At 42.9% G+C, this 25,987-nt stretch carries 38 protein-coding genes and 1 riboswitch; of the genes, 2 read left to right on the top strand and 36 right to left on the bottom strand.

All coding sequences use genetic code 11. The features are described 5' to 3' along the window. Positions 1-11 precede the first annotated feature (11 nt). The gene (locus tag ED622_RS05115) at positions 12-449 is read left to right on the top strand and encodes a universal stress protein (protein WP_122032880.1); all 438 of its coding nucleotides are present in this window, start codon (positions 12-14) and stop codon (positions 447-449) included. 81 nt (positions 450-530) lie between these two features. Here the strand turns inward: ED622_RS05115 and ED622_RS05110 are convergent, their stop codons facing one another. The 7 genes from ED622_RS05110 to mpl form a co-directional block, all read right to left on the bottom strand. Then, positions 531-1,265: a pseudouridine synthase gene (locus ED622_RS05110; RefSeq protein WP_122032879.1), complete on the bottom strand. Its 735-nt coding sequence runs from the start codon at positions 1,263-1,265 to the stop codon at positions 531-533. Between the two features lie 2 nt (positions 1,266-1,267). After that, complete coding sequence (gene rapA / locus ED622_RS05105) at positions 1,268-4,177, bottom strand: RNA polymerase-associated protein RapA (protein WP_122032878.1); 2,910 nt, start codon at positions 4,175-4,177, stop codon at positions 1,268-1,270. Between the two features lie 182 nt (positions 4,178-4,359). Further along, positions 4,360-5,064 carry a thiamine ABC transporter ATP-binding protein gene (gene thiQ / locus ED622_RS05100; RefSeq protein WP_122032877.1) on the bottom strand — a complete coding sequence of 235 codons (705 nt, stop codon included), beginning with the start codon at positions 5,062-5,064 and terminating at the stop codon, positions 4,360-4,362. Further along, positions 5,064-6,677 (bottom strand): thiamine/thiamine pyrophosphate ABC transporter permease ThiP, encoded by a 1,614-nt coding sequence (gene thiP, locus ED622_RS05095; RefSeq protein ID WP_122032876.1) that lies wholly within the window; start codon positions 6,675-6,677, stop codon positions 5,064-5,066. The genes thiQ and thiP overlap by 1 nt, the downstream gene beginning before the upstream one ends. A gap of 43 nt (positions 6,678-6,720) precedes the next feature. Then, the gene (gene thiB / locus ED622_RS05090; RefSeq protein WP_122032875.1) at positions 6,721-7,743 is read right to left on the bottom strand and encodes a thiamine ABC transporter substrate binding subunit; all 1,023 of its coding nucleotides are present in this window, start codon (positions 7,741-7,743) and stop codon (positions 6,721-6,723) included. A 52-nt stretch (positions 7,744-7,795) separates the two neighbouring features. Then, a riboswitch (TPP riboswitch) is annotated at positions 7,796-7,938 on the bottom strand. A 59-nt stretch (positions 7,939-7,997) separates the two neighbouring features. Continuing rightward, positions 7,998-8,618, bottom strand: a complete 621-nt coding sequence (locus ED622_RS05085; RefSeq protein ID WP_122032874.1) for a flavin prenyltransferase UbiX — start codon at positions 8,616-8,618, stop codon at positions 7,998-8,000. Continuing rightward, positions 8,619-9,971: a UDP-N-acetylmuramate:L-alanyl-gamma-D-glutamyl-meso-diaminopimelate ligase gene (gene mpl / locus ED622_RS05080; protein ID WP_122032873.1), complete on the bottom strand. Its 1,353-nt coding sequence runs from the start codon at positions 9,969-9,971 to the stop codon at positions 8,619-8,621. 183 nt (positions 9,972-10,154) lie between these two features. On the opposite strand from mpl, the gene fbp reads away from it, so the two are divergent. After that, on the top strand, positions 10,155-11,165 hold the full coding sequence (gene fbp / locus ED622_RS05075) for a class 1 fructose-bisphosphatase (RefSeq protein ID WP_122032872.1): 1,011 nt from the start codon (positions 10,155-10,157) through the stop codon (positions 11,163-11,165). Between the two features lie 111 nt (positions 11,166-11,276). Here fbp and rplQ read toward each other — a convergent pair whose 3' ends face one another. The 29 genes from rplQ to ED622_RS04930 all read right to left on the bottom strand — a co-directional run. Continuing rightward, a complete protein-coding gene (rplQ, locus tag ED622_RS05070; protein ID WP_012549173.1) occupies positions 11,277-11,657 on the bottom strand; it encodes a 50S ribosomal protein L17 in 381 nt (126 codons plus the stop codon). Between the two features lie 36 nt (positions 11,658-11,693). Next, entirely contained in the window at positions 11,694-12,683 is a 990-nt protein-coding gene (gene rpoA, locus ED622_RS05065) for a DNA-directed RNA polymerase subunit alpha (RefSeq protein ID WP_122032871.1), read from the bottom strand. A gap of 23 nt (positions 12,684-12,706) precedes the next feature. Further along, positions 12,707-13,327, bottom strand: a complete 621-nt coding sequence (gene rpsD, locus ED622_RS05060) for a 30S ribosomal protein S4 (RefSeq protein WP_045103035.1) — start codon at positions 13,325-13,327, stop codon at positions 12,707-12,709. 31 nt (positions 13,328-13,358) lie between these two features. Next, entirely contained in the window at positions 13,359-13,748 is a 390-nt protein-coding gene (gene rpsK / locus ED622_RS05055; protein ID WP_005303517.1) for a 30S ribosomal protein S11, read from the bottom strand. Between the two features lie 21 nt (positions 13,749-13,769). Next, entirely contained in the window at positions 13,770-14,126 is a 357-nt protein-coding gene (rpsM, locus tag ED622_RS05050; RefSeq protein ID WP_122032870.1) for a 30S ribosomal protein S13, read from the bottom strand. A gap of 150 nt (positions 14,127-14,276) precedes the next feature. After that, positions 14,277-14,390 carry a 50S ribosomal protein L36 gene (gene rpmJ, locus ED622_RS05045; RefSeq protein WP_044583162.1) on the bottom strand — a complete coding sequence of 38 codons (114 nt, stop codon included), beginning with the start codon at positions 14,388-14,390 and terminating at the stop codon, positions 14,277-14,279. Between the two features lie 27 nt (positions 14,391-14,417). After that, positions 14,418-15,749: a preprotein translocase subunit SecY gene (gene secY, locus ED622_RS05040; protein WP_122032869.1), complete on the bottom strand. Its 1,332-nt coding sequence runs from the start codon at positions 15,747-15,749 to the stop codon at positions 14,418-14,420. A gap of 20 nt (positions 15,750-15,769) precedes the next feature. Then, positions 15,770-16,204, bottom strand: coding sequence for a 50S ribosomal protein L15 (rplO, locus tag ED622_RS05035; RefSeq protein WP_122032868.1), 435 nt, complete (start codon positions 16,202-16,204; stop codon positions 15,770-15,772). Positions 16,205-16,210: 6 nt separating this feature from the next. Then, positions 16,211-16,390, bottom strand: coding sequence for a 50S ribosomal protein L30 (gene rpmD, locus ED622_RS05030; RefSeq protein WP_122032867.1), 180 nt, complete (start codon positions 16,388-16,390; stop codon positions 16,211-16,213). A gap of 5 nt (positions 16,391-16,395) precedes the next feature. Continuing rightward, positions 16,396-16,896, bottom strand: a complete 501-nt coding sequence (rpsE, locus tag ED622_RS05025; protein WP_045103039.1) for a 30S ribosomal protein S5 — start codon at positions 16,894-16,896, stop codon at positions 16,396-16,398. Positions 16,897-16,910: 14 nt separating this feature from the next. Further along, positions 16,911-17,264 (bottom strand): 50S ribosomal protein L18, encoded by a 354-nt coding sequence (gene rplR, locus ED622_RS05020; RefSeq protein WP_122032866.1) that lies wholly within the window; start codon positions 17,262-17,264, stop codon positions 16,911-16,913. Between the two features lie 9 nt (positions 17,265-17,273). Further along, complete coding sequence (gene rplF, locus ED622_RS05015; RefSeq protein ID WP_122032865.1) at positions 17,274-17,807, bottom strand: 50S ribosomal protein L6; 534 nt, start codon at positions 17,805-17,807, stop codon at positions 17,274-17,276. A gap of 12 nt (positions 17,808-17,819) precedes the next feature. Continuing rightward, positions 17,820-18,212, bottom strand: coding sequence for a 30S ribosomal protein S8 (rpsH, locus tag ED622_RS05010; RefSeq protein WP_045103042.1), 393 nt, complete (start codon positions 18,210-18,212; stop codon positions 17,820-17,822). Between the two features lie 29 nt (positions 18,213-18,241). Continuing rightward, positions 18,242-18,547 carry a 30S ribosomal protein S14 gene (gene rpsN, locus ED622_RS05005; RefSeq protein ID WP_045103043.1) on the bottom strand — a complete coding sequence of 102 codons (306 nt, stop codon included), beginning with the start codon at positions 18,545-18,547 and terminating at the stop codon, positions 18,242-18,244. 17 nt (positions 18,548-18,564) lie between these two features. Beyond that, positions 18,565-19,104, bottom strand: a complete 540-nt coding sequence (gene rplE, locus ED622_RS05000; RefSeq protein WP_045103044.1) for a 50S ribosomal protein L5 — start codon at positions 19,102-19,104, stop codon at positions 18,565-18,567. Positions 19,105-19,127: 23 nt separating this feature from the next. Beyond that, positions 19,128-19,445 carry a 50S ribosomal protein L24 gene (gene rplX / locus ED622_RS04995; RefSeq protein ID WP_122032864.1) on the bottom strand — a complete coding sequence of 106 codons (318 nt, stop codon included), beginning with the start codon at positions 19,443-19,445 and terminating at the stop codon, positions 19,128-19,130. An 11-nt stretch (positions 19,446-19,456) separates the two neighbouring features. Then, positions 19,457-19,828, bottom strand: a complete 372-nt coding sequence (gene rplN / locus ED622_RS04990; RefSeq protein WP_012549159.1) for a 50S ribosomal protein L14 — start codon at positions 19,826-19,828, stop codon at positions 19,457-19,459. A 170-nt stretch (positions 19,829-19,998) separates the two neighbouring features. Next, on the bottom strand, positions 19,999-20,253 hold the full coding sequence (gene rpsQ, locus ED622_RS04985) for a 30S ribosomal protein S17 (RefSeq protein ID WP_105056813.1): 255 nt from the start codon (positions 20,251-20,253) through the stop codon (positions 19,999-20,001). Then, a complete protein-coding gene (gene rpmC / locus ED622_RS04980; protein ID WP_005417238.1) occupies positions 20,253-20,444 on the bottom strand; it encodes a 50S ribosomal protein L29 in 192 nt (63 codons plus the stop codon). The genes rpsQ and rpmC overlap by 1 nt, the downstream gene beginning before the upstream one ends. Next, a complete protein-coding gene (rplP, locus tag ED622_RS04975; protein WP_045103048.1) occupies positions 20,444-20,854 on the bottom strand; it encodes a 50S ribosomal protein L16 in 411 nt (136 codons plus the stop codon). Before rplP ends, rpmC begins: the two co-directional genes overlap by 1 nt. 11 nt (positions 20,855-20,865) lie before the next feature. Then, positions 20,866-21,564, bottom strand: a complete 699-nt coding sequence (rpsC, locus tag ED622_RS04970; RefSeq protein WP_065592270.1) for a 30S ribosomal protein S3 — start codon at positions 21,562-21,564, stop codon at positions 20,866-20,868. A 19-nt stretch (positions 21,565-21,583) separates the two neighbouring features. After that, positions 21,584-21,916: a 50S ribosomal protein L22 gene (rplV, locus tag ED622_RS04965; protein WP_045103050.1), complete on the bottom strand. Its 333-nt coding sequence runs from the start codon at positions 21,914-21,916 to the stop codon at positions 21,584-21,586. A 10-nt stretch (positions 21,917-21,926) separates the two neighbouring features. Then, the gene (rpsS, locus tag ED622_RS04960; protein WP_012549154.1) at positions 21,927-22,205 is read right to left on the bottom strand and encodes a 30S ribosomal protein S19; all 279 of its coding nucleotides are present in this window, start codon (positions 22,203-22,205) and stop codon (positions 21,927-21,929) included. Positions 22,206-22,224: 19 nt separating this feature from the next. After that, positions 22,225-23,049: a 50S ribosomal protein L2 gene (rplB, locus tag ED622_RS04955; protein ID WP_122032863.1), complete on the bottom strand. Its 825-nt coding sequence runs from the start codon at positions 23,047-23,049 to the stop codon at positions 22,225-22,227. A gap of 15 nt (positions 23,050-23,064) precedes the next feature. Beyond that, positions 23,065-23,367: a 50S ribosomal protein L23 gene (rplW, locus tag ED622_RS04950; RefSeq protein WP_045103052.1), complete on the bottom strand. Its 303-nt coding sequence runs from the start codon at positions 23,365-23,367 to the stop codon at positions 23,065-23,067. Continuing rightward, on the bottom strand, positions 23,364-23,966 hold the full coding sequence (gene rplD / locus ED622_RS04945; protein WP_012549151.1) for a 50S ribosomal protein L4: 603 nt from the start codon (positions 23,964-23,966) through the stop codon (positions 23,364-23,366). Before rplD ends, rplW begins: the two co-directional genes overlap by 4 nt. A gap of 17 nt (positions 23,967-23,983) precedes the next feature. Beyond that, positions 23,984-24,613 (bottom strand): 50S ribosomal protein L3, encoded by a 630-nt coding sequence (rplC, locus tag ED622_RS04940; RefSeq protein WP_122032862.1) that lies wholly within the window; start codon positions 24,611-24,613, stop codon positions 23,984-23,986. Between the two features lie 12 nt (positions 24,614-24,625). Further along, positions 24,626-24,937 (bottom strand): 30S ribosomal protein S10, encoded by a 312-nt coding sequence (gene rpsJ, locus ED622_RS04935; protein ID WP_005417222.1) that lies wholly within the window; start codon positions 24,935-24,937, stop codon positions 24,626-24,628. A 625-nt stretch (positions 24,938-25,562) separates the two neighbouring features. Then, positions 25,563-25,987, bottom strand: a 425-nt coding sequence (locus tag ED622_RS04930; RefSeq protein WP_371413429.1) for an EF-Tu/IF-2/RF-3 family GTPase, incomplete at its 5' end; no start/stop codon positions are given.

Here is a 25,987-nt window from a genome sequence, read left to right as displayed (position 1 = left end):
TAATAAAAATCATGTATAAACAAATATTGGTTCCAGTAGATTTAAATGAAAAAGGCTTTGCTGATAAAGCGGTTGAGTTAGCAGTTTGGCATGCAAAACAATCCAATGCAGAACTGCATTTATTGAATGTTTTACCAGGTATTCATATGTCGATGGTCTCTACTTATTTTCCTAAAGATGCCGCGAAGAAGATGAAAGAAGATGTCTCTATTCAATTAAACGAATTTGCAGCTAAATTTGTTGATGAAGAAGTGGTATATAAAGTTCATGTGTCTGAAGGTAAACCTTACGTCACCATCTTAGATTACGCAGAACGTCTTGGTGCAGATTTAATCGTTATGCCAAGCCATAAACGCTCAAAAATAGATAAAGTAATGCTGGGCTCTGTGGCGAGTAAAGTGGTAGAAAACTCACCTATTAACGTAATGGTAGTTAAGCCACAAGGCTAACTACCCATCATTATGTTCTACTATTTTCCTCAATAAAAAAGGAGCTGTTTGGCTCCTTTTTTTTATATCAATCTACTCAGATTATTGCTTAGGTAAGGTCTTATAATCAGGTCTCACCGGTGCAATATTCATTGCATCTAATACACCCGATTTCGCCTCAGGATAAAACTCACAAGGTGCAAATAAACTGATGAACTTATCGGTTTCTGGATGATAAAAACTCAACTCAGCAGAGTGCAGTTGCAAACGTTCAGAAAACGCCAGAGCCTCTTCACACGCGTAAAACTCATCTCCAACAATCTCATGCCCCTCTTCCATCATATGCACACGCAGTTGATGAGAGCGACCCGTGATCGGCAATAAGCGCACTAATGTTGTCTTATCTTCAACCTGTAACACTTGATACCCCGTTTGTGATGGCTTTCCATGCTCGTAACACACCATTTGGCGTGGACGATTTGGCCAATCACAAATTAACGGTAAATCGATATGCCCTTCTGTTTTCTCGACTTTACCCCATACTCGTGCGTAATACACTTTATGAGTTAAGCGATACTGAAACTGCTTTTTAATGTGCCTTTCGGCTTCTTTATATAAAGCAAAAATCATTAGCCCAGAAGTCGACATATCAAGGCGGTGCACAAGCTGAGCTTCTGGAAACTCAGCGATAACACGGGACCATACACTGTCATAGTGCTCTGGAGCCCTACCGGGATTAGAGAGTAATCCCGCAGGTTTATTCACCGCAAGAATCGCTTCATCTTGATAGACAATATCAAGCGGTTCCATTGGTGGATTGTATTCAAGCATTGCCATGATTAGTTATGGCTCACAACGATTAAACGCAGTGAATCAAGCTGAACTTGCGCTTTACCTATATATCCTGAAAGCTCACTCATTTGAGTTTCAATCTGAGTTAACTCTTCATCACGGATGTTTGGGTTTACCGCTTTCAATGCTTGTAAACGCTCTAGTTCTGCATTTAATGCTGCTTTCATCTCTGCGTTTGCATCCACTCGAACCGCTTCAATACGATCTTCAATACTCACTTCAGCCGTATCAATTAGCGCATGGATCTCTTTTTGAACAGAGTTCACAAGCTTGCTTGCCATGTGACGATTTACAGGGCTTAACTGACGGTTAAAGCTTTCAAACTCAACTTGAGCTGAAAGATCATTACCTTTACCATCCATCATTAAACGGATTGGCGTTTTAGGTAAGAAGCGACCGATACCACTTTGCTTAGGCGCTTGTGCATCAACCACATAAACCAATTCAAGTAATAGAGTACCTGCTGGTAGAGCTTTATTTTTCAATAAAGAAACTGCTGTTGCCCCTACACCTTCGGTCAAGACTAAATCAATACCACCTTGGATCATTGGGTGTTCCCAACTGATCAAGTTCATATCTTCACGAGAGAGTGCCGTTTCGCGATCAAAGGTAATCGTACAACCTTCATAAGGCAGACCTGGGTAGCTCGACACCAACATATTTTCTGCAGGAGTAACAACAATGGCATTTTCGCCTTTGTCATCCTGATTCAAGCCAATAGTATCAAATAGGTTTAATGCAAAATTAACTAAGTTTATATCACCATCCGTTGCGGCAATTTCCTCAGCAAGTGCTTTTGCTTTATCACCACCATTAGAGTGAACTTCTAATAAGCGATCTCGACCTTGCTCTAATTGCGCTTTTAATTCTTTATTTAGTGCAGCAGATTCTTCAATCAGAGGTTCTAATCCATCTGATTTACCCGTCGCCAAAATGGCAATAATCGTATCTGCGAATTTTTCATACACAGCACGACCTGTTGGACAGGTTTCACCAAAGGCATTTAAACCCTCATCAAACCAACGCGCTAATAGCTCTTGAGAGGTACCTTGCAAATAAGGAACATGAATATCGATATCACGCTTTTGACCAATACGGTCCAAACGACCAATACGTTGCTCAAGTAAGTCAGGATTGAAAGGTAAATCAAACATCACTAATTGGTTAGCAAACTGGAAGTTACGACCTTCAGAGCCGATTTCAGAACAGATAAGTACTTGTGCGCCACCTTCTTCTTGTGCGAAGTAAGCCGCTGCTTTATCACGTTCAATGATAGACATACCTTCATGGAAAACCGTCCCACGAATGCCTTCACGCTCACGTAACGCTTGCTCTAATTGCAGTGCGGTTGAAGCGCGAGAAGCGATAATTAATACTTTCTCATTACGGTTTTCTTTCAATAATTCAAGCAACCAGTTAACCCGTGGATCAAACTGCCACCACGTAGCACTATCGCCTTCAAACTCTTGGAAGATCTCTTCAGGATAAAGCATTTTCATTGCACGAGCTTCATCGCTCATACGACCGCCCATCATAGTCGCTACACGCATTGACGTTGCATACTGTGATGGTAAAGGCATAGGCATTAAGTTCAGGTTACGTAATGGGAAGCCTTTAATTGCAGCACGAGTATTACGGAATAACACACGCCCTGTACCGTGACGGTCCATTAAGTTGTCCACTAATTCTTGACGTGCCTGTGCTTGTTCTTCTTCTGATGCAGAAGACTCAATAATTCTAAATAAAGGCTCAGCATCTTGCTCAGAAAGTAGATCTGCAATGCGATTTTTCGCCTCATTCGATAGCTTGTCGCCACTCATTAATGCGGTTACGGCATCAGCAACAGGCTGATATTGACGCTCTTCTTCAACAAATGCGTCATAGTCGTAGAAACGATCTGGATCTAACAAACGTAAACGAGCAAAGTGACTTTCGTGACCTAGTTGCTCAGGCGTTGCTGTTAGCAGTAGAACACCGGCGGTCTCTTCTGCAATCGCTTCAATCACTTGGTATTCACGACTTGGTTTTGTTTGGTTCCACTCAAGGTGATGTGCTTCATCGACGACAAGCAAATCCCAATCCGCCTCAACCACTTGCTCAAAACGACGCTTACTTTTACGAATAAAATCTAATGAACACAATACAAGTTGAGCGGTATCAAATGGGTTTTCTGAATCCGCATAAGCTTCAACACAACGCTCTTCATCAAAGATAGAGAAATGCAGATTGAAACGACGCATCATTTCAACTAACCATTGGTGTTGCAGGGTTTCAGGAACCACAATAAGCACACGTTCAGCACGGCCAGACAGCACTTGCTGATGAATGATCATACCTGCTTCAATTGTCTTACCTAAACCAACTTCATCAGCCAGTAAAACACGCGGTGCGTAGCGACGACCAACTTCTTGAGCGATAAATAATTGATGTGGGATCAAACCTGCACGCATACCACATAAACCACGCATTGGGTTTTTATGTTGTTCGTATTGATTTTGCAACGCACGGTAACGCAAAGCAAAACGATCCATCCGATCAATTTGGCCTGCAAATAATTTATCTTGAGGTTTATTAAAGCGGATCTGATGGCTTAGTAATGTTTCACGAAGAACAACATTCGTTTCATCAGTATCTACACGTGTTCCGATATAAGTAAGTAGTCCAGCGTCTTCAATAACGTCTTCTACTTCAAGTGACCAGCCTTCATGGCTTTCAATTGTATCTCCCTTATTGAACATCACTCGGGTAACGGGTGCATCGTGTCTTGCGTATAAACGATTTTCTTCTGATGCGGCAAAAAGTACAGATACGGTTCTATCATCAACAGCAACAACTGTTCCTAAACCCAAATCACTTTCTGTATCACTGATCCAACGTTGGCCCAAAGCAAATGACATAGTGGTAACACACCTCAAAATTAGTTTATTTTATATAGAGTGAGAAATTTTAGAACCTGAATAGACAGCCTTAAGGCGAGGTTCAAAAGGGCGCTAATGTTACTGTATGACAGCACATAGGTCACGCCTATTTATCATAAAACTGAGTGTAGTAGATTATACCCAATTTGAGAGGAAAAAGTTTACTTAACCGCTTGCAAGTATCGCTCTACTTGCGGCGGATTATCTTGCGTTGTTAGTTCAGATACTTTTCCAGAACTCAATATTTTATGCTCACACACAAAGGCGTAATGAGAGGCCAGTGCTTTTGCATCCTGCAAACTATGAGTCACCATCATCACCGTAAGATTCTGAGATTTAATGAGTTGATTGATTAAAGAAATCATCTCTTCACGCAACATAGGGTCCAGTGCAGAAAAAGGTTCGTCCAATAGCAATACTGGCTTTTTTTGTACTAAACATCGAGCTAATGCTACCCGTTGTTTTTGCCCACCAGATAACTGTTCAGGTAAACGATGTAATAATTCATCGACCCCGACTTGTTGAGCAGCATGAATAACTTGCTCTTTCTCGGTCTCACTTAAGCGCAAATTCGCTTTAATACCTAAACCAATGTTATCGGCAATCGAGAGATGAGCAAATAAGTTGTGCTCTTGAAATAGCATCGATAATGGACGCTGATGTGGCGCTTTTGATAGTAACGACGTGTTATTGATCGTGATATCACCCGATTCTGGATTGATGAATCCTGCCAATAAACTCAACAAGGTACTCTTCCCTGCCCCACTAGGACCAAGAACAGCGACAGCATCACCTTGTTTTACATCTAAATCAAATTCAAATAATTCTGAATGATAACGATATTTTACATCCGAAAAACTCAGCATTACGCTTCACCTTTATGATTATGTTTAGAAGAGAATAACCACTCCACCACGCCAAATACACCAACACTTAATAGCAATAAACTTAAGGAGACCACTGCGGCGGCTTCCATTTGATAGCTACCTAATAATTGAAACAGATACAAAGGCAAGGTTCTAAACTCTTGACTGCCAAACAAAGCAATCGCACTTAAATCACCAATCGACATAATAAAGGCAATCGCAAATGCATGAGCCATTGGCTTTCTTAATGCCCTCCATTCAATCAATCGAAAACGAGTAAAGCCATAAAGACCTAAGCTTGCTGATAATAATTGATATTGTTGCGCAATATGCAACAGAGGCTGCGCGAGTGTTTTTATCACATACGGCAAAGCCATCAGTGCATTCACGACGACCACTATCCAAATCGCAATAGAAAACACATCGGTCACATTTCTGAGTAATAAAAATAACCCAGTACTGATCACCAAGCCCGGAGTCACTAAGATCATCGTTCCTATCAGATCTAATTTATCAGCCCATAATCGCTTCTGTTTTAATCTCAACGCACGAGTTGTATGCAACAAGATAACACCAAATATCATTGCTAATACCGCAGCCCCTAAAGCCACTATTAATGAGTTTACTAACGCTAACCAGAAATCAGATGAACTAAACACCGTCATAAATTCAGAATTTAAACCACTAAGCACCACCATCAGTAGCGGCGGTAATAAAAAGAGTATCAGTAATATAATCCACCCTCTGTCCCACCACTTTTCTTGGGTTGAATCTTGATACAGCACTGCTTGAGAAATGGATGCCGAGTCAACAGCAACCGATTTAGAAAAACGTTGAATTGATAAAGAAAGTACGCCACATAGCAACATCTGCCATAAGGCTAAAATAGCGCCCGCCTGCAAATCAAAATCAAACTTGATCGCCTGATATATTGCCAATTCAATCGTGGTTGATTTTGGACCGCCACCTAATGCCATTACCGTAGCAAAACTAGTGAAGCAAAGCATGAATACGAGGCCAGCGACATGAGGTAATTGCTGCTTAATTCTCGGCCATGCCACCAATCGGTATTTACTCCAACCCGTTAACCCTAAATGAGCCGAAAGTTGATGTTGCTCTGTAGGAATAGAATCCAAACTTTGTAGAAACAACCGAGTAGCGAAAGGGTAATTGAAAAAAACATGCGCGAGTAAAATGCCATTTAAGCCATAAATTGAAAATGGCAGAGAATAACCAAACCATTGAAATAGATCAGCGATTAAGCCGCTATTTCCATAAATAGAAAGTAAACCAAAAACACCCACTAATACAGGAAGCACAAGTGTGGTTGCACAAAGCTTCAGTAGTAAGCCTCGTCCTTTAAACTGACGTCGTGATAAGGCATACGCTGTAGGGATCGCAAAACTGATACTAAATACAGTAGAAAGGAATGCTTGGTATAAACTGAACTGAGTAATATAGCGATAATAAGGGTCTGACCAAACGAGACTTAAATCCAAACTTGGCGATTCTAAAAGCAGAGCACTGATCGCTCCGCCAACAAAGCCAATAATGACAATCGCGATTAAATAGCCCAATAAAGGAACTGAATGATAAGAAGAGGTATTTTTCATAACTGCCAAAAGAAAGGAGCACAACGGTGCCCCTTATTTCAAATTAGAATGTCAGGGCGTGTTGCCACTCACGGATCCATGATTTACGTTGTTGTGAAATCGCTTGTGAATCAAATGACAGAGCTTTACTCGGCACAGTTAAGCTATCAAAACCCTCAGGCAAAGCGACATCGGTCACAGGGTACATCCAGTTACCTGTTGGCATCGCTGATTGAAACTTATCAGTTAAAATAAAGGTAAGGAACTCATCAGCCAGTTTATTATGTTGAGTATTTTTTACTTTCGCTGCCACTTCTACTTGAGTGTAGTGACCTTCAGAAAAATTAGCCGCGGCAAATCTATCGTCTTTTTCAGCAATCAAATGATACGCTGGAGAAGTCGTATAAGACAAAACCAAATCAGACTCGCCTTCTAGGAACATACTGTAAGCTTCAGACCAACCTTTGGTTACTGTGACCGTTTTCTTAGCGAGTTGCTTCCACGCTTGTGGTGCTTCATCACCATAAACAGACTTCATCCACAGTAATAATCCCTGTCCAGGTGTCGAGGTTCGTGGATCTTGATAAATTACTTTTAGATCATCGCGCTGCTCGACTAACTCTTTTAAGCTTTTTGGCGGATTTGCTACTTTTTCTTTATTATAAACAAACGCAAAATAACCGAAATCATAAGGAACAAATGTCGTGTCATTCCAACCACCTGGTAAAGTAACAGAATCCGTATTCACTTGATGCTGAGCCAATAACCCTGTCGCCTTCGCTTCTGCCATTAAGTTATTATCTAAACCTAACACCACATCTGCTTTGGCATTGTTCCCTTCTAACCGAAGTCGATTCAAGATAGAAACACCATCATCAAGTGCCACTAATTTTAAATCACAGCCACATTGAGCTTCAAAAGCCGCTTCAATCGTTGGTCCTGGTCCCCAATCAGCCGCAAAAGAGTCGTAGGTATAAACGGTTAGAGTCTCTGTATCTGCAGCAGAAACAGAAAAAGAAGACGCCGCGACGATAGCTAACGCTGTCGGCAATAGTTTAAATGGAGAGGAAATAGAAAGAGTGTTCATTGTGTGCGCTTACATCCTTTTGAGCGGCACAGAATTAAGGTGATATTCTCTAAGAGGATGTCATCTCAATCCCTACGCCAGCATTATCTGAGTCAGGTAGTACGGGTTTAAGCGAGCATTATCCAATGCTTACTAATCTCAGCGAATACCACTCTAGATAACTAGTTGATATCGGTTGCTCCCCGATGAGAGGCCATATTGTATGTGTGAATCAAGCAATGAGCCAGAGGTTTTCTCTAGACTCGTTCATTATATCAACGGTGATCGTAACCCCAGCGAGGGACTAATCCTTGATCCATACCTAAATGATCTAATATTCGAGCAACCATAAAATCAATTAAATCTTCAATCGACTTTGGTTGATGATAAAAACCAGGCGCGGCAGGCATGATCGTCGCACCAATTTGAGAGAGCTTTAACATATTTTCTAAATGCAGCGTTGAAAATGGAGTTTCTCGGACAACAAGAATTAATTGACCACGCTCTTTTAACACCACATCCGCAGCCCGCTCTATCAAGTTATCCGAAATACCATGAGCAATAGAAGCAACACTACCTGCAGAGCACGGGCACACTATCATTTGCTTTGGTGCTGCTGATCCAGAAGCGACTGGTGAGAACCAATCCTCTTTACCACAAACCGTTAAATTATCAGCATTACAACCAAGATGCTCAACCAGTGCCGCTTTCATCGCATCAGGACCACTTGGTAACTTCAGATCATGCTCTGTTGCCATCACCACACGAGCTGCCGAGGAGATAAGAAAGTAAACATGATAGTCCGCGGCCAATAGACACTCTAATAGACGGAGTCCATAAGGAGCACCAGAGGCTCCTGTCATAGCTAATGTGATCGCTTTCTTTTTGGATTTCATTTATTGGCTCAACTTATCAAGTAATTTACCGTGAATGCCTTCAAAACCACCATTACTCATGACTAATATTTGATCACCTGGTTGTGCTTCGGCCACAATCATATCAACAAAGCAGTCAATATCATTATGGGTATAAGCGGGCTGAGTGCATTGTTGAGCAACATCATCTACCGACCAAGTGATATTATCTGGCTGGAAAAGATAAACCGAATCTGCTGCATGTAGAGAAGCCGCCAACGTATCTTTGTGAACGCCTAATTTCATGGTGCTTGAACGAGGCTCTAGTACCGCAATAATTTTCTTATCGCCCACTTTATTACGTAAGCCACCTAGCGTTAGATCAATCGCTGTTGGGTGATGAGCAAAATCATCATACACAATGACTCCATTTACTTCGCCTTTAAACTCTAGACGACGCTTAGTATTAATAAACTTACCTAACGCTTCACAAGCTAAATCAGGAGTGACTCCCACATGACGAGCTGAAGCGACAACCATCAATGCGTTACTGACATTATGATCGCCGACGAGATCCCAATTTACTTGTCCTACTTTCTCGCCTTCAAAATAAACCTCGAATTGACTGCCATCTTTCTCAAGTTTAATCGCTTTCCATTGACCATCTTCACCGGTAAATTCAAGTTCACTCCAACAACCTTGCGCTAGCACTTGCTCTAGTGGGTTATCTTGTTTTGGTGCAAAAATACGCCCCGTACTTGGAACAGTTCTAATTAAATGATGGAACTGACGCTGAATAGCTGCAAGATCGTCAAAAATATCGGCATGATCAAATTCAAGGTTATTCAACACAAGAGTTCTCGGGCGGTAATGAACGAACTTAGAACGCTTATCAAAAAAAGCACTGTCATATTCATCCGCTTCTACGACAAAAAACATGCTTTCGCCTAAACGAGCCGATTCACCAAAGTTACCAAGTACACCACCGACTAAGAAACCAGGTTTATAACCACACTCTTCAAGTACCCATGTAAGCATACTTGCAGTGGTCGTTTTACCATGCGTTCCTGCAACTGCCATTACCCAACGATCTTGTAATAAGAACTCTTGAAGCCATTGTGGTCCTGAGGTGTATTTCAGATTCTTATCCAATACATATTCAACGCACGGGTTCCCGCGACTCATTGCATTACCAATCACAACAAGGTCTGGCGCAGGGTCTAACTGGCTTGGGTCAAAGCCTTGGATGATCTCAATACCTTGAGATTCTAATAACGTACTCATTGGAGGATACACGTTAGCATCGCATCCAGTAACCTTGTGTCCAAGTTGGCGAGCTAATGTCGCAGCGCCACCCATAAAAGTGCCGCAAATACCAAGAATGTGAATATGCATAATAAAAACCGTCTTATATTAAATTAAGTGAGTAATCCCGATACAGAGTTACTTCAATACTCTTAAAAAGTTCTATGCTATAGAATGAATTACAGCAAACAGTAACACAACTACTGTAAAAATAAATCAGTACCTAACCCTACTTATCGTTGATATCTAATAACAGAGAATAAAGGAATAACTATGTCTGAAATGAGAACCCTAGGTGAGTTTATTGTTGCTAAGCAGCATGACTTTCCTCACGCAAGCGGAGAGCTTTCCTCACTTATTGGTTCAATTAAGTTGGCAGCTAAAATTGTTAACCGCGAAATAAATAAAGCAGGGCTTGTTGATATCACTGGTGCTTCTGGTGAAGAAAATATTCAAGGTGAGCAACAGCAAAAATTGGATCTGTATGCCAATGATAAATTCAAAGCGGCATTAGAAAACCGTGGCCAAGTTTGCGGTGTCGCAAGTGAAGAAGAAGACGAAGCCGTTGCTTTTAACAAGGCGCTAAACAAAGACGCAAAATACGTAGTATTAATGGACCCATTGGATGGCTCATCAAATATTGATGTTAACGTCTCTGTCGGAACTATTTTCTCTATTTATCGCCGTATATCACCGATTGGAACACCACCGACCGAAGAAGACTTTCTTCAACCAGGAAGCCAACAAGTCGCCGCTGGTTATATTATTTATGGCTCATCAACCATGCTTGTTTATAGTACGGGTAATGGGGTTCACGGCTTTACTTATGATCCATCTTTAGGTGTGTTCTGCTTATCTCATGAAGATATGAAAATTCCACAAGATGGTAATATTTATTCCATTAACGAAGGCAATTACATTCGTTTCCCTGAAGGCGTAAAACAATATCTAAAATACTGCCAAGAAATCTGTCCTGAAGAGAATCGTCCTTATACCTCGCGTTATATCGGTTCACTGGTTGCTGATTTCCACAGAAACTTACTGAAAGGTGGTATTTATCTATACCCAAGTACGCAGGCTTATCCAAACGGGAAATTACGATTACTTTATGAATGTAATCCAATGGCAATGCTAATTGAAGAAGCTGGAGGGAAAGCGACAGATGGGGAAACGAGAATTCTAGATCTTAAACCAACCGAATTACATCAACGAGTACCATTCTTTGTTGGCTCTAGCAATATGGTTGATAAGGTTCATAATTTTCTTACTGAATGGCAGAAATAATTTTTCTTATACTTGTGTAATTAATTAGATAATTACTGGCATAGGTATTAAATTCAGAATATAAAAAAACCGAGTCCTAAGACTCGGTTTTTTTGTGAAACTACTTACTGATTACTCAGCTGCAGCTTCTACTTCTGGACGATCTACAAGCTCAATGTATGCCATTGGTGCTTTATCGCCTGTACGGAAACCGCACTTCAGAATACGAGTGTAACCACCAGCACGTTGTGCAAAGCGTGGACCTAACTCGGTAAATAGTTTTGCTACAACTTCGTTATCACGAGTGCGAGCAAATGCTAGACGACGGTTAGCAACACTGTCTGTCTTAGCTAATGTAATCAAAGGCTCAACTACACGGCGAAGCTCTTTTGCTTTTGGTACAGTCGTCTTGATAATCTCGTGACGAACCAAAGAGCAAGCCATATTGCTAAACATAGCTTTACGGTGGCTGCTGTTGCGGTTGAGTTGACGACCACTCTTACGATGGCGCATGACCTAATCCTTCTAACTAGATAATTAGTGAACTGATTAATCTTCAGCGATAGACGCTGGTGGCCAGTTCTCTAGGCGCATGCCTAAAGAAAGACCACGTGAAGCTAGAACATCTTTAATTTCAGTTAAAGATTTCTTACCAAGGTTTGGCGTTTTAAGTAGCTCAACCTCAGTGCGCTGCACCAGATCACCAATGTAGTGAATCGCTTCTGCTTTCAAACAGTTAGCAGAGCGAACCGTTAGTTCAAGATCGTCTACAGGACGCAGTAGGATCGGATCGAACTCTGGCTTTTCTTCTTTCTCTTCAGGAACTCGTACATCACGAAGATCTACAAATGCATCCAGTTGTTCAGCTAAAATAGTAGCTGCACGACGGATAGCTTCCTCAGGATCAAGCGTACCGTTTGTTTCCATATCGATAACAAGCTTGTCTAAGTCAGTACGTTGCTCAACACGAGCCGCTTCAACCGCATAAGATATTTTATCTACTGGGCTGTAAGTTGCATCGATAAGCAAACGACCGATTGGACGCTCATCTTCTTCATTATGAATACGCGCTGTTGATGGTACATAGCCGCGACCACGCTCTACCTTGATTCTCATGCTGATTTCAGCATTGTCATCAGTTAAGTGGCAGATTACATGCTCTGGGTTCGCAATCTCAACATCACCATCATGGGTGATGTCACCTGCAACAACAGGGCCTGCACCAGACTTGTTAAGAGTAATGATAACTTCATCTTTACCCTCAACCTTAACGGCAAGGCCTTTAAGGTTTAGAAGGATTTCAAGGATATCTTCCTGAACACCTTCTTTGGTGCTGTACTCATGTAATACGCCTTCGATTTCTACTTCAGTTACGGCACAACCCGGCATTGAAGATAGTAAAATACGACGTAGAGCGTTACCTAGAGTGTGGCCAAAACCACGCTCTAACGGCTCAAGAGTTACTTTTGCGTGAGTCTGGCTAACTTGTTCAATGTCAACTAGACGCGGCTTTAGAAATTCTGTTACAGAACCCTGCATTGTGTCCTCTCTATATTGAAGCTTTACTTAGAGTAAAGCTCGACGATCAAGTGTTCGTTGATGTCGGCAGACAAATCAGAACGTTCAGGAAGACGCTTAAACGTACCTTCCATTTTGCCAGCATCTACTTCAATCCAAGTTGGTTTTTCGCGTTGTTCAGCAACTTCTAGAGCAGCTTTAATACGTGATTGCTGTTTAGCTTTTTCACGAATTGAAACAACGTCGTTAGCCGCAACTTTGAAAGAAGGAACGTTAACTACTTTACCATTAACTAGAATAGACTTATGGCTAACTAGTTGACGAGATTCAGCACGTGTAGCGCCAAAGCCCATGCGGTAAACTACGTTATCTAGACGACCTTCAAGAAGTTGAAGTAGGTTTTCACCTGTGTTGCCTTTAATACGAGCAGCATCTTTGTAGTAGTTACGGAATTGTTTTTCTAGTACGCCATACATACGACGAACTTTTTGCTTCTCACGAAGCTGAACGCCATATTCAGATAGACGACCGCGACGAGCGCCGTGTACACCTGGAGCGTTATCGATCTTACACTTGGTATCGATCGCACGTACGCCTGATTTAAGGAATAAATCAGTGCCTTCGCGACGGCTAAGCTTCAGCTTAGGACCCAAATATCTTGCCATGTTCTTTCTCCAATATTCCTAGAAACGAAACTTAAACGCGACGTTTCTTAGGTGGACGACAACCGTTATGAGGGATCGGAGTAGCATCAACGATGTTTGTGATGCGGTATCCAGCAGCGTTTAACGCACGGATAGTTGACTCACGACCAGGACCAGGGCCCTTAACCATAACTTCAAGGTTCTTAACGCCATATTCTTTGGCCATTTCACCACAACGCTCAGCAGCAACTTGTGCAGCAAACGGAGTAGATTTACGAGAACCACGGAAACCAGAACCACCTGCAGTAGCCCAAGCTAGTGCATTACCTTGACGGTCAGTAATGGTTACGATTGTGTTGTTGAAAGAAGCATGAATGTGCGCTACGCCATCCGCTACTTGCTTACGAACGCGCTTACGAGCGCGAGTAGGTTGTTTTGCCATTGTACTCTCTACCTTATCCGATTATCTTTTGATCGGCTTGCGCGGACCTTTACGGGTACGTGCGTTGGTTTTAGTACGCTGTCCACGCAACGGTAGACTGCGACGGTGACGAAGACCACGATAACAGCCAAGGTCCATAAGACGCTTGATGTTCATCGATACTTCACGACGTAAGTCGCCTTCTACAGTGTATTTGGCAACACCATCACGCAGAATATCAATCTGCTCATCATTCAGTTCACTGATCTTAACATCTTCAGCAATACCAACTGCAGCTAAAATAGCTTGCGAGCGAGTCTTACCGATGCCGTAAATTGCAGTAAGTGCAATTACAGCGTGTTTATGATCAGGAATGTTAATGCCTGCTATACGGGCCACTATTCACTCCTAGTACTTTTTCTTAAGAAGAGCCACAACAAAGCCCGATGAGGATACGTTGCGGCTATAACTACTTCTTTTGCACACAAAAGGTAGGCCGAGAATAATACTCGGCCTAACTTAATATATCAAGTAAAAATTTCTGCTAAATTAACCTTGGCGTTGTTTATGCTTTGGTTCAACACAAATTATACGCACAACACCGTTGCGCTTAATAACTTTACAGTTGCGGCAGATTTTCTTAACGGAAGCACGAACTTTCATTGCTAAACTCCGTAAATGGATCTGAAATTAACGGCCATAGCCTTTCAGATTAGCTTTCTTCAAAACGGACTCATACTGCTGAGACATCAGATGAGTCTGAACCTGTGCCATAAAGTCCATGATAACTACAACTACGATTAGTAGGGAAGTACCGCCAAAATAGAAGCGAACATTCCATGCAATCATCATAAACTCAGGGATCAGACAGATAAAGGTAATATACATCGCACCAGCTAAGGTTAAACGGGTCATAACTTTATCAATATATTTCGTAGTCTGTTCACCTGGGCGGATTCCGGGTACGAATGCACCAGACTTCTTCAAGTTATCAGCTGTTTCACGCGGGTTAAATACCAGCGCTGTATAGAAGAAACAGAAGAAGATAATTGCTGCTGCATAAAGCATTACATATAATGGCTGACCAGGGCTTAACGCCATGGAAACATCAGTTAACCAACCGAATGTTCCTTCACCATTACCACCAAACCACTGAGCCAATGTCCCAGGGAATAGTATAATACTAGATGCAAATATTGCAGGTATCACACCAGCCATATTAATTTTAAGTGGCAAGTGAGTACTTTGTGCTGCAAATACCTTACGGCCTTGCTGACGCTTCGCATAGTTAACGACGATACGACGTTGACCACGCTCCATGAACACAACAAAGTAGATAACTGCAAACGATAACACTGCAATTAGTAATAGAAGAAGCACGTGCAGTTCACCTTGACGCGCCTGCTGGATCGTTTCACCAATAGCTGGTGGTAAACCTGCAACGATACCTGTGAAAATAATCAAAGATATACCGTTACCGATGCCACGCTCAGTAATTTGTTCACCTAACCACATTAAGAACATGGTACCAGTTACTAAACTTACTGTAGCTGTCAGATAGAACATCATGTCAGGGTTAGAAACTAACCCTGGAATCATGCTTGGTAGACCGGTTGCAATACCAATTGCTTGGAATGTAGCCAGAACCAAGGTGCCATAACGTGTGTACTGATTAATCTTACGACGACCAGACTCACCTTCTTTTTTCAATTCTGCTAGAGGTGGATGAACAACTGTTAACAGTTGAACAACGATAGATGCCGAAATATACGGCATAATACCTAGAGCAAGAATTGAGGCACGCGACAGTGCACCACCAGAGAACATGTTAAACAGTTCAATGATAGTACCCTGCTGCTGTTCGAAAAGATCAGCAAGGACAGCAGCGTCAATCCCAGGAATTGGCACAAATGAGCCTGCTCGGAACACTAAAAGCGCACCTATAACAAATAACAGACGCGATTTCAGTTCAGCTAGGCCGCTCTGAGCACTATTTACTTCTTTTCCTGGTTTCTTTGCCATTGTACCTCATCCTTCGAGGATTATTCCTCGATCTTACCGCCTGCAGCTTCAATCGCAGCTTTAGCGCCTTTCGTTACGCGTAGACCTTTAACAGTTACAGCAGTAGCGATTTCACCAGAAAGTACAACTTTCGCGAACACAATGTTCTTAGTGATTACGTTAGCAGCTTTAAGGCTGTTTAGATCGATAACGTTACCTTCAACTTTAGCAAGTTCGCTTAAACGAACCTCTGCAGTTACTAGGCTCTTACGTGAAGTAAAGCCAAATTTAGGTAGACGTTGTTTCAGAGGCATTTGACCACCTTCGAAACCAACACGAACTTTACCGCCAGAACGTGATTTTTGGCCTTTGTGACCACGGCCACCAGTTTTACCTAGGCCTGAACCGATACCGCGACCTACGCGCTTCTTAGAAGCGTTAGAGCCAGCAGCCGGTGATAGAGTATTCAAACGCATTACTGATTACTCCTCAATCTTAACCATATAGTGAACTTTGTTGATCATACCGCGGTTACACGGTGTATCTTCAACTTCTACTGTATGGTTGATGCGACGTAGACCTAGACCTTTAAGACACAATACGTGCTTAGGTAGGCGACCAATAGAGCTTTTAGTCTGAGTTACTTTGATAGTTTTAGACATGGTACTTACTCCGAAATAGATTCAACAGTTAGACCACGCTTAGCAGCTACCATTTCAGGTGACTTAACGCTACTTAGACCCGCAATCGTTGCACGAACAACGTTGATTGGGTTAGTAGAGCCATAAGCTTTAGCTAGTACGTTGCGGACACCCACAACTTCTAACACTGCACGCATAGCACCACCTGCGATGATACCTGTACCTTCTGAAGCAGGTTGCATGTACACTTTAGAACCAGTGTGGCGACCTTTAACAGAGTGGTGAAGAGTACCTTCGTTAAGTGCAATCGTAAACATGTTACGACGTGCTTTTTCCATTGATTTTTGAATCGCTGCAGGTACTTCACGAGCTTTGCCGTAACCGAAACCTACGCGACCATTACCGTCACCAACAACTGTTAGTGCAGTAAAACTAAAGATTCGACCACCTTTAACCGTTTTAGAAACACGGTTAACAGCAATTAGCTTTTCGTTCAAATCTGTAGCTTGTTGTTGTTCTTTAGCCATCTTCCAACCCTACCTTAGAATTTCAGACCAGCTTCGCGAGCAGAATCTGCTAGCGCCGCTACTCGACCGTGGTATTGGAAACCAGAACGATCGAAAGCAACATTAGTAATGCCTTTTTCGATAGCGCGCTCTGCAATTAGTTTACCAATTGCTTCAGCAGCAGCTTTGTTGCTAGTGCTTCCAATTTGCTCACGGATTGCCTTTTCTACAGTAGAAGCGGCAGCGATAACCTCTGAGCCGTTTGGTGCGATTACCTGAGCGTACGTATGACGCGGAGTACGGTGTACTACAAGGCGAGTTGCACACAGTTCAGCAATCTTACGACGTGCACGTGTAGCACGACGGATGCGAGATGCTTTCTTATCCATAGTGATACCCTACTTCTTCTTAGCTTCTTTAGTACGCACGATTTCATCGGCGTAACGAACACCTTTACCTTTATAAGGCTCAGGTTGACGGTATGAACGAATATCCGCAGCTACTTGACCTACTACTTGCTTATCGCAACCAGTAATAATGATCTCAGTTTGTGTTGGACATTCAGCTTTAATACCTTCTGGTAGAGCGTGCTCTACTGGGTGTGAGAAGCCAAGAGTAAGGCCTACAGAGTTGCCTTTCATAGCAGCACGGTAACCTACACCTTTAAGAATTAGCTTCTTAGTAAAGCCTTCATTTACACCGATAACCATATTGTTTACTAGTGCACGAGCTGTACCAGCTTGAGCCCAAGCATTGGCAACGCCTTCGCGTGGACCAAATACAATAGAGTTATCTTCTTGTGAAACAACTACAGCGTCGTTAAGTACGCGAGTTAGTTCACCTTTACCACCTTTAAGAGTGATTTCCTGGCCGTTCAGTTTAACTTCTACGCCAGCAGGAAGAACCACAGGTGCTTTAGCAACACGAGACATATCCTACTCCTATTAAGCTACGTAGCAGATAATTTCGCCACCAAGACCAGCTTTACGCGCAGCGCGGTCAGACATAAGGCCTTTTGATGTAGAAACAACAGCAATACCAAGACCACCCATAACAGATGGTAACGCGTCGTTCTTCTTGTATACACGAAGACCTGGACGAGAAACTCGTTGGATTTGCTCGATAACTGGTTTAGCTTGGAAATACTTAAGAGTGATTTCTAGCTCAGGTTTGATTTCGCCTTCAACAGCGAATTCAGCGATGTAGCCTTCAGCTTTAAGTAGTGCAGCAATTGCAACTTTAAGCTTTGAAGAAGGCATTTTAACAGCAACTTTATTTGCTGATTGACCGTTGCGAACGCGGGTCAGCATATCCGAAATCGGATCTTGCATGCTCATAAGATTTACTCCAAATGATTAAGTGGCAATTACCAGCTAGCCTTACGAAGACCCGGAATCTCGCCTTTCATGCAAGCTTCGCGAACCTTAATACGGCTTAAACCGAATTTACGTAGGTAACCGTGTGGACGACCAGTTTGGTTGCAACGATTACGCTGACGAGATGCACTTGAATCACGAGGTAGAGCTTGCAATTTAAGAACTGCATCCCAACGCTCTTCTTCAGAAGCATTTACATCGCTAATTAGAACTTTTAACGCAGCACGCTTTTGAGCGAACTGTGATACAAGTTTTGCACGTTTAGCTTCACGCGCTTTCATAGATTTTTTAGCCATAACAGTAACCCTTCACCTTACTTACGGAATGGGAAGTTAAAGGCAGTCAGCAGAGCTCGGCCTTCCGCATCTGTATTCGCTGACGTCGTGATAGTAATATCAAGACCGCGTACACGATCAACTTTATCATAGTCGATCTCAGGGAAGATGATTTGCTCGCGAACGCCCATGCTGTAGTTACCGCGTCCGTCAAAAGACTTAGCGCTAACACCACGGAAATCACGTACTCGTGGAAGTGCAATAGAGATTAAACGCTCTAAGAATTCCCACATACGTTCGCCACGCAGGGTTACTTTACAACCGATTGGGTAGCCTTCACGGATTTTGAAACCAGCTACAGATTTACGTGCTTTTGTAATCAATGGCTTTTGGCCAGAGATAATTGCCATATCGGCAGCAGCGTTTTCTAGTAGTTTCTTATCGTTGATTGCTTCACCAACACCCATGTTTAGGGTAATTTTTTCAACCCTAGGGACTTGCATGACGCTCGAGTAGCTGAACTCTTTGGTAAGCTCAGCGACTACAGACGACTTGTAGTAATCATGCAGTTTCGCCATAGTAGAACTCCAAATTACTTCTATTAGTTAGAAACAGTTTCGCCGTTAGATTTAAAGAAACGAACTTTCTTACCATCTTCAAAACGGAAACCGATACGGTCCGCTTTACCAGTTGCTTCGTTGAAGATTGCGATGTTAGAAGCATCAATTGCTGCTTCTTTCTCAACAATACCACCTTGCTGACCAAGAGCCGGAACTGGCTTCTGGTGCTTTTTCACAAGGTTGATACCTTCAACAATAACTTTACCAGTTTCAAGAACCTTAGTTACTTTACCTTTCTTGCCTTTATCTTTACCGACAAGAACGATTACTTCGTCATTACGACGGATTTTAGCTGCCATCTGACCGCTCCTTACAGAACTTCTGGTGCTAGTGAAACAATTTTCATGAATTTCGCATTACGAAGTTCACGAGTCACTGGACCAAAGATACGTGTACCGACTGGTTGCTCAGTAGTGTCATTCAACAATACGCAAGCGTTACGGTCAAAGCGAATGATAGAACCGTCTGGGCGACGAACGCCTTTACGGGTGCGCACTACTACCGCCTTCAGAACATCACCTTTTTTAACTTTACCGCGAGGAATTGCTTCCTTAACAGTAACTTTAATGACGTCTCCGATATGTGCATAACGGCGGTGAGAGCCACCCAGGACCTTAATACACATTACCTTGCGCGCGCCAGAGTTATCTGCAGCGTCAAGTGTACTTTGCATTTGGATCATTGTTAGTGCTCCGCTAAATATTTAAATAGACCCATCACGGGTCGGACTGCCTCTTCAAAAGAGGATGGGGAGTGTATCACCATTCTTTTAATAAAGGTAGTCAAAAAATAAACAGCTCCAAAAAAAATTATTGGAGCTGCTTACATGTATCGCTATCGAATCAGCAAAAATTAAGCTTTTGCTTTTTCAATAATGTTTACCAGAGTCCAAGACTTAGTCTTAGACAGTGGACGACATTCACGAATCGCAACTAGGTCGCCTTGGCCACACTCGTTGTTTTCATCATGTGCGTGAAGCTTAGTCGTGCGCTTGATGTATTTACCGTAGATCGGGTGTTTCACCATGCGTTCAATAGCAACAACAATAGACTTGTCCATCTTGTCGCTAATTACACGACCTTGCATAGTACGAATTTTCTCGCTCATTATGCGCCAGCCTTCTCATTCAGTAAAGTTTTAACACGTGCGATATCACGACGTACAGCTTTCAGAGTATGAGTTTGCTGTAGTTGGCCAGTCGCAGCTTGCATGCGCAAGTTAAACTGTTCACGTAGCAAATTCAGAAGCTCTTCATTAAGCTCTTCAACGTTTTTCTCGCGTAGATCTTGTGCTTTCATCACATCACCTGCTTAGTTACAAAAGTAGTTTTGATAGGCAGTTTACGTGCCGCTAGGCGGAACGCTTCACGTGCCAACTCTTCAGGTACGCCGTTCATTTCGTACATAACCTTTCCAGGTTGGATTTGGGCTACCCAGTACTCAACGTTACCTTTACCCTTACCTTGACGAACTTCAAGCGGTTTTTCTGTGATAGGTTTGTCTGGGAACACACGGATCCAGATTTGACCTTGACGCTTAATGTGACGCGTCATAGCACGACGTGCCGCTTCAATTTGACGAGCAGTTAGACGACCACGGCCTACAGCTTTAAGACCGAATTCGCCGAAGCTCACTTCAGTACCTTTAGCAAGACCACGGTTACGACCAGTCATAACCTTACGGAACTTAGTACGTTTTGGTTGTAGCATCAGTCAGCTCCTTACTTACGGCTTCTACGCTGCTTCTTAGGCTTGTCAGCCTTAGGCTCTACTGCGTTAGCAGCTGGCATACCGCCTAGAACTTCACCTTTGAAGATCCAAACTTTAACGCCGATCACACCGTATTGAGTGTGAGCCGAAGAAGTTGCGTAATCAATGTCAGCACGTAAAGTATGTAGAGGTACACGACCTTCACGATACCATTCAGAACGTGCGATTTCAGCACCGCCAAGACGGCCGCCTACTTGTACTTTGATGCCTTGAGCGCCTAGACGCATTGCATTTTGTACCGCACGCTTCATAGCGCGACGGAACATAACACGACGTTCTAGTTGAGAAGCAATGCTATCAGCTACAAGTTGAGCATCTAGCTCTGGCTTGCGAACTTCTGCAATGTTGATTTGCGCTGGAACACCTGCGATTTTAGCTACGCCTGCGCGTAGTTTTTCTACGTCTTCACCTTTCTTACCGATTACTACGCCTGGACGAGCTGTGTGAATAGTCACACGGATGCTCTTAGCAGGACGCTCGATAACGATGCGAGATAGAGATGCTTTTTTCAGTTCTTTAGTAAGATACTGACGTACCTTGAAGTCGCCGTCTAGGTTGTCAGCGAACTCTTGGCTACTAGCAAACCACGTAGCATTCCAAGGCTTAACGATGCCAAGACGAATACCATTAGGATGTACTTTTTGACCCATTTGCTTAATCTCCTAGTCTTTAACGATCAGCTACAACGATAGTGATGTGGCTTGAACGCTTCAAGATGCGATCTGCACGACCTTTAGCACGAGGCATAATACGCTTCATGATAGGGCCTTCGTCTACGAAGATTTTAGCGACATTAAGATCGTCGATATCTGCACCTTCGTTGTGTTCAGCGTTTGCGATAGCAGACTCAACAACTTTTTTAATTAATACTGCAGCTTTTTTGTTGCTGAAAGTAAGAATTTCAAGAGCTTGGTCTACTGATTTCCCACGAATTTGGTCCGCAACTAAGCGAGCCTTCTGCGGAGAAATGCTGGCAAAACGATGTTTAGCAATAGCTTCCATATTCTACCTCCTAACGCTTTTTAGCTTTCTTATCTGCAGCATGGCCGCGATAAGTACGAGTAGGTGCAAATTCGCCCAGCTTGTGACCAATCATGTCTTCTGTAACGAAAACTGGTACATGCTGGCGACCATTATGGACAGCGATGGTCAAGTTGATCATAGTTGGAATGATCATTGAACGACGGGACCAAGTCTTAATAGGCTTTTTGTCTCCGCTTTCCACCGCTTTCTCTACCTTCTTCAGCAAGTGCAGGTCAATGAAAGGACCTTTCTTGAGAGAACGTGGCATGGCGATTCCTCTTTATAGATTATTTGTTACGACGACGTACAATGTACTTGTCAGTAGATTTATTCTTACGAGTCTTGAAGCCCTTAGTTGGCATACCCCAAGGTGATACTGGGTGACGACCGCCTGATGTACGACCTTCACCACCACCGTGTGGGTGATCAACTGGGTTCATTGCAACACCACGTACAGTTGGACGAACACCGCGCCAGCGTGTAGCACCGGCTTTGCCTAGCTCACGTAGCATGTGTTCAGAGTTACCAACTTCACCGATAGTCGCACGACCTTCAGAAAGAACTTTACGCATCTCACCAGAGCGTAGACGTAATGTCACGTAAGCGCCATCACGAGCAATGATTTGTGCGTATGCACCAGCAGAACGTGCAACTTGCGCGCCCTTACCAGGTTTTAATTCAACACAGTGAACAGTAGAACCTACTGGGATGTTGCGCAATGGTAAGCAGTTACCTGCTTTGATTGGCGCATCAACACCTGATTGAACTGTATCGCCGGCTTTAAGACCTTTTGATGCGATAATGTAACGACGCTCACCGTCTGCGAACAGAACTAGTGCAATATTTGCACTACGGTTTGGATCGTATTCTAAACGTTCAACGATAGCTGGAATGCCATCTTTAGTACGTTTAAAGTCAATTAGACGGTAGTGTTGCTTATGACCACCACCAACGTGACGTACTGTAATACGACCGTTATTGTTACGACCACCAGATTTAGAGTTTTTCTCTAAAAGAGGTGCGTATGGCTTACCCTTATGTAGGTCAGCGTTAACGATTTTTACAACGTGACGACGACCAGGGGAAGTCGGCTTACATTTAACAATAGCCATTTTTAACTACTCCTGTTATTCCGCGCCGCCAACGAAGTCTAGGTCTTGACCTTCTTTCAAGATTACGTACGCTTTTTTCACGTCTGAACGACGGCCTTGGCGTGCACCTTGACGTTTGGTCTTGCCCTTAGTGATAAGGGTATTTACAGACTTAACTTCAACTTCAAACAACTTTTCTACAGCTGCTTTAATCTCTTTCTTAGTTGCAGTGATTGCTACTTTGAAAACAATAGTGTTATTGCCTTCAGCAGCCATCGTTGCTTTTTCAGAGATATGTGGGCCACGTAGGACTTTTAGTAGACGCTCTTCACTGATCATGCCAGCATCTCCTCAACTTGCTTAACTGCAGCAGCAGTCATTAGAACCTTGTTGAATGCAACAAGACTTACTGGATCAATACCAGCTACGTCACGAGCGTCAACTTTATATAGGTTACGAGCAGCTAAGAATAGATTCTCGTCTACTTCGCCAGTTACGATAAGAACATCGTTAAGCTCAAGCTCTTTAAGCTTAGCAACTAGCTCTTTAGTCTTTGGTGCTTCAATTGAGAAGTCTTCAACAACGATCAAACGATCTTGACGAACTAACTCAGAAAGAATGCTCTTTAGAGCACCGCGGTACATTTTTTTGTTTACTTTTAAGCTGTGATCTTGTGGTTTCGCAGCAAAAGTAACACCACCTGAACGCCAGATTGGGCTACGAATAGTACCCGCACGAGCTCGGCCTGTACCTTTTTGACGCCATGGCTTAGCGCCACCGCCAGATACTTCTGAACGTGTTTTTTGAGCGCGAGTACCTTGACGAGCACCTGCTGCATAAGCAACAACTACTTGGTGTACAAGAGCTTCGTTAAACTCACGTCCGAAAGTAGTTTCGGATACAGTTAGTGCCGCAGCACCTTTAACCATAAGTTCCATTACATACTCCTAAGACGTTATGCTTTAACAGCTGGTTTAACGATCACGTTGCCACCTGTTGAGCCTGGTACTGCACCTTTAATAAGAAGCAGATTGCGCTCAGCGTCAACACGTACGATCTCTAGGTTTTGAGTAGTACAACGCTCAGCACCCATGTGACCTGCCATTTTTTTGCCTTTAAATACGCGACCTGGAGTTTGACATTGGCCAATTGAACCCGGAGCACGGTGAGACAAAGAGTTACCGTGAGTCATATCTTGAGTAGCGAAGTTCCAACGCTTAACAGCGCCTTGGAAACCCTTACCTTTAGATGTACCAGTAACGTCTACTTTTTTGATTTCGTTAAAGATTTCAACACTTAGCTCAGCGCCAACTGCGAATTCTTCACCGTTTTCTAAACGGAATTCCCAAAGACCGCGACCTGCTTCAACACCTGCTTTCGCAAAGTGACCAGCTTCAGGCTTAGATACGCGGTTAGCTTTCTTAGAACCACAAGTAACTTGGATTGCGTTGTAGCCGTCAGTTTCAGTAGTTTTCACTTGTGAAACACGGTTAACTTCAACTTCAACAACAGTTACTGGGATAGAAACGCCTTCTTCGGTAAAGATGCGGGTCATGCCCACTTTACGACCGACTAGACCAATCATAATAATCTCCCCTTAACCTAGGCTAATTTGAACATCAACGCCAGCAGCAAGGTCTAAACGCATTAGTGCGTCAACAGTTTTATCTGTTGGCTCAACAATGTCGATTAAACGCTTGTGAGTACGAATTTCGTACTGGTCACGTGCGTCTTTGTTAACGTGAGGAGAAGTAAGAACAGTAAAACGCTCTTTACGAGTAGGTAGTGGAATAGGACCACGAACCTGAGCGCCAGTGCGCTTAGCTGTTTCAACGATTTCCGCTGTAGACTGATCGATTAGTTTGTAATCGAAAGCTTTTAGGCGGATACGTATACGTTGGTTCTGCATGAGACAGAGCTCCAATAATAAATACACAAACAATATCGCCATTCAGTCTCGATAAGACGAGAGAACGCGATTGATTTATGTGAAACCATAGGTCCAAAATTAGGACACATTGTCAGTTAACTTATATTAGAATTTAACTGATGACGAATCAAAAGATAAAGTCTAATAATGTTAACCGCGAACATAAGCTGAGTATTCATTCTAAGTACTAACCCTACTCTGTAGGAATCAGCACTTTCCTCGCTGCTCATTGGTTCACAACCGACTTAAGCCAGTGCGTTGCATTATACAGATCACACTTTCAGTTGCAAGCATTGTTTGAAAAACAAACGAAAAAAATTATGACTAGAAACGATACGCTTTGCTAACTAGAAACTATAAGAGAAAAAGCAAACATATAACTCCCCTCTTTTAATAAGATTTTCATTTCAACACATCAAATGAATACTAACATAAGTTAATTAAATCTTATTATTGGTAGGGCTAGACCTGACTTCCTCTTATGGTGTCTAGCGCAAAGTTTTCTAGTTAGCAAAGCGTATAGTCTTTTCTTACAGGCAACAAAAAGGGAAGCCTAAGCTTCCCTTTTTTTTAGTCATGCGATTTATCGCAAAATCTTTAGCTATTAAGCGAAGATTTTAGCAACAACACCAGCACCAACTGTACGGCCACCTTCACGGATTGCGAAGCGTAGACCTTCGTCCATAGCGATTGGAGCGATTAGCTCAACCGTCATTTGAACGTTGTCACCAGGCATTACCATTTCAACACCTTCAGGAAGTGTGATATCACCAGTTACATCCGTTGTACGGAAGTAGAACTGTGGACGGTAGCCTTTGAAGAAAGGAGTATGACGGCCGCCTTCATCTTTAGAAAGAACGTATACTTCTGACTCAAATTTAGTGTGTGGGTTGATTGAACCTTTAGCAGCAAGTACTTGGCCACGTTCAACGTCATCACGCTTAGTACCACGTAGAAGTGCACCAACGTTCTCACCAGCACGACCTTCGTCAAGCAGTTTACGGAACATTTCAACACCAGTACATGTAG

This window comes from Aliivibrio sp. EL58 (assembly GCF_900312675.1).
Taxonomy (GTDB): Bacteria; Pseudomonadota; Gammaproteobacteria; order Enterobacterales; family Vibrionaceae; genus Aliivibrio.
Note: the sequence above shows the minus strand (reverse complement) of the source record. Positions and strands in the feature narration are given on the sequence as shown.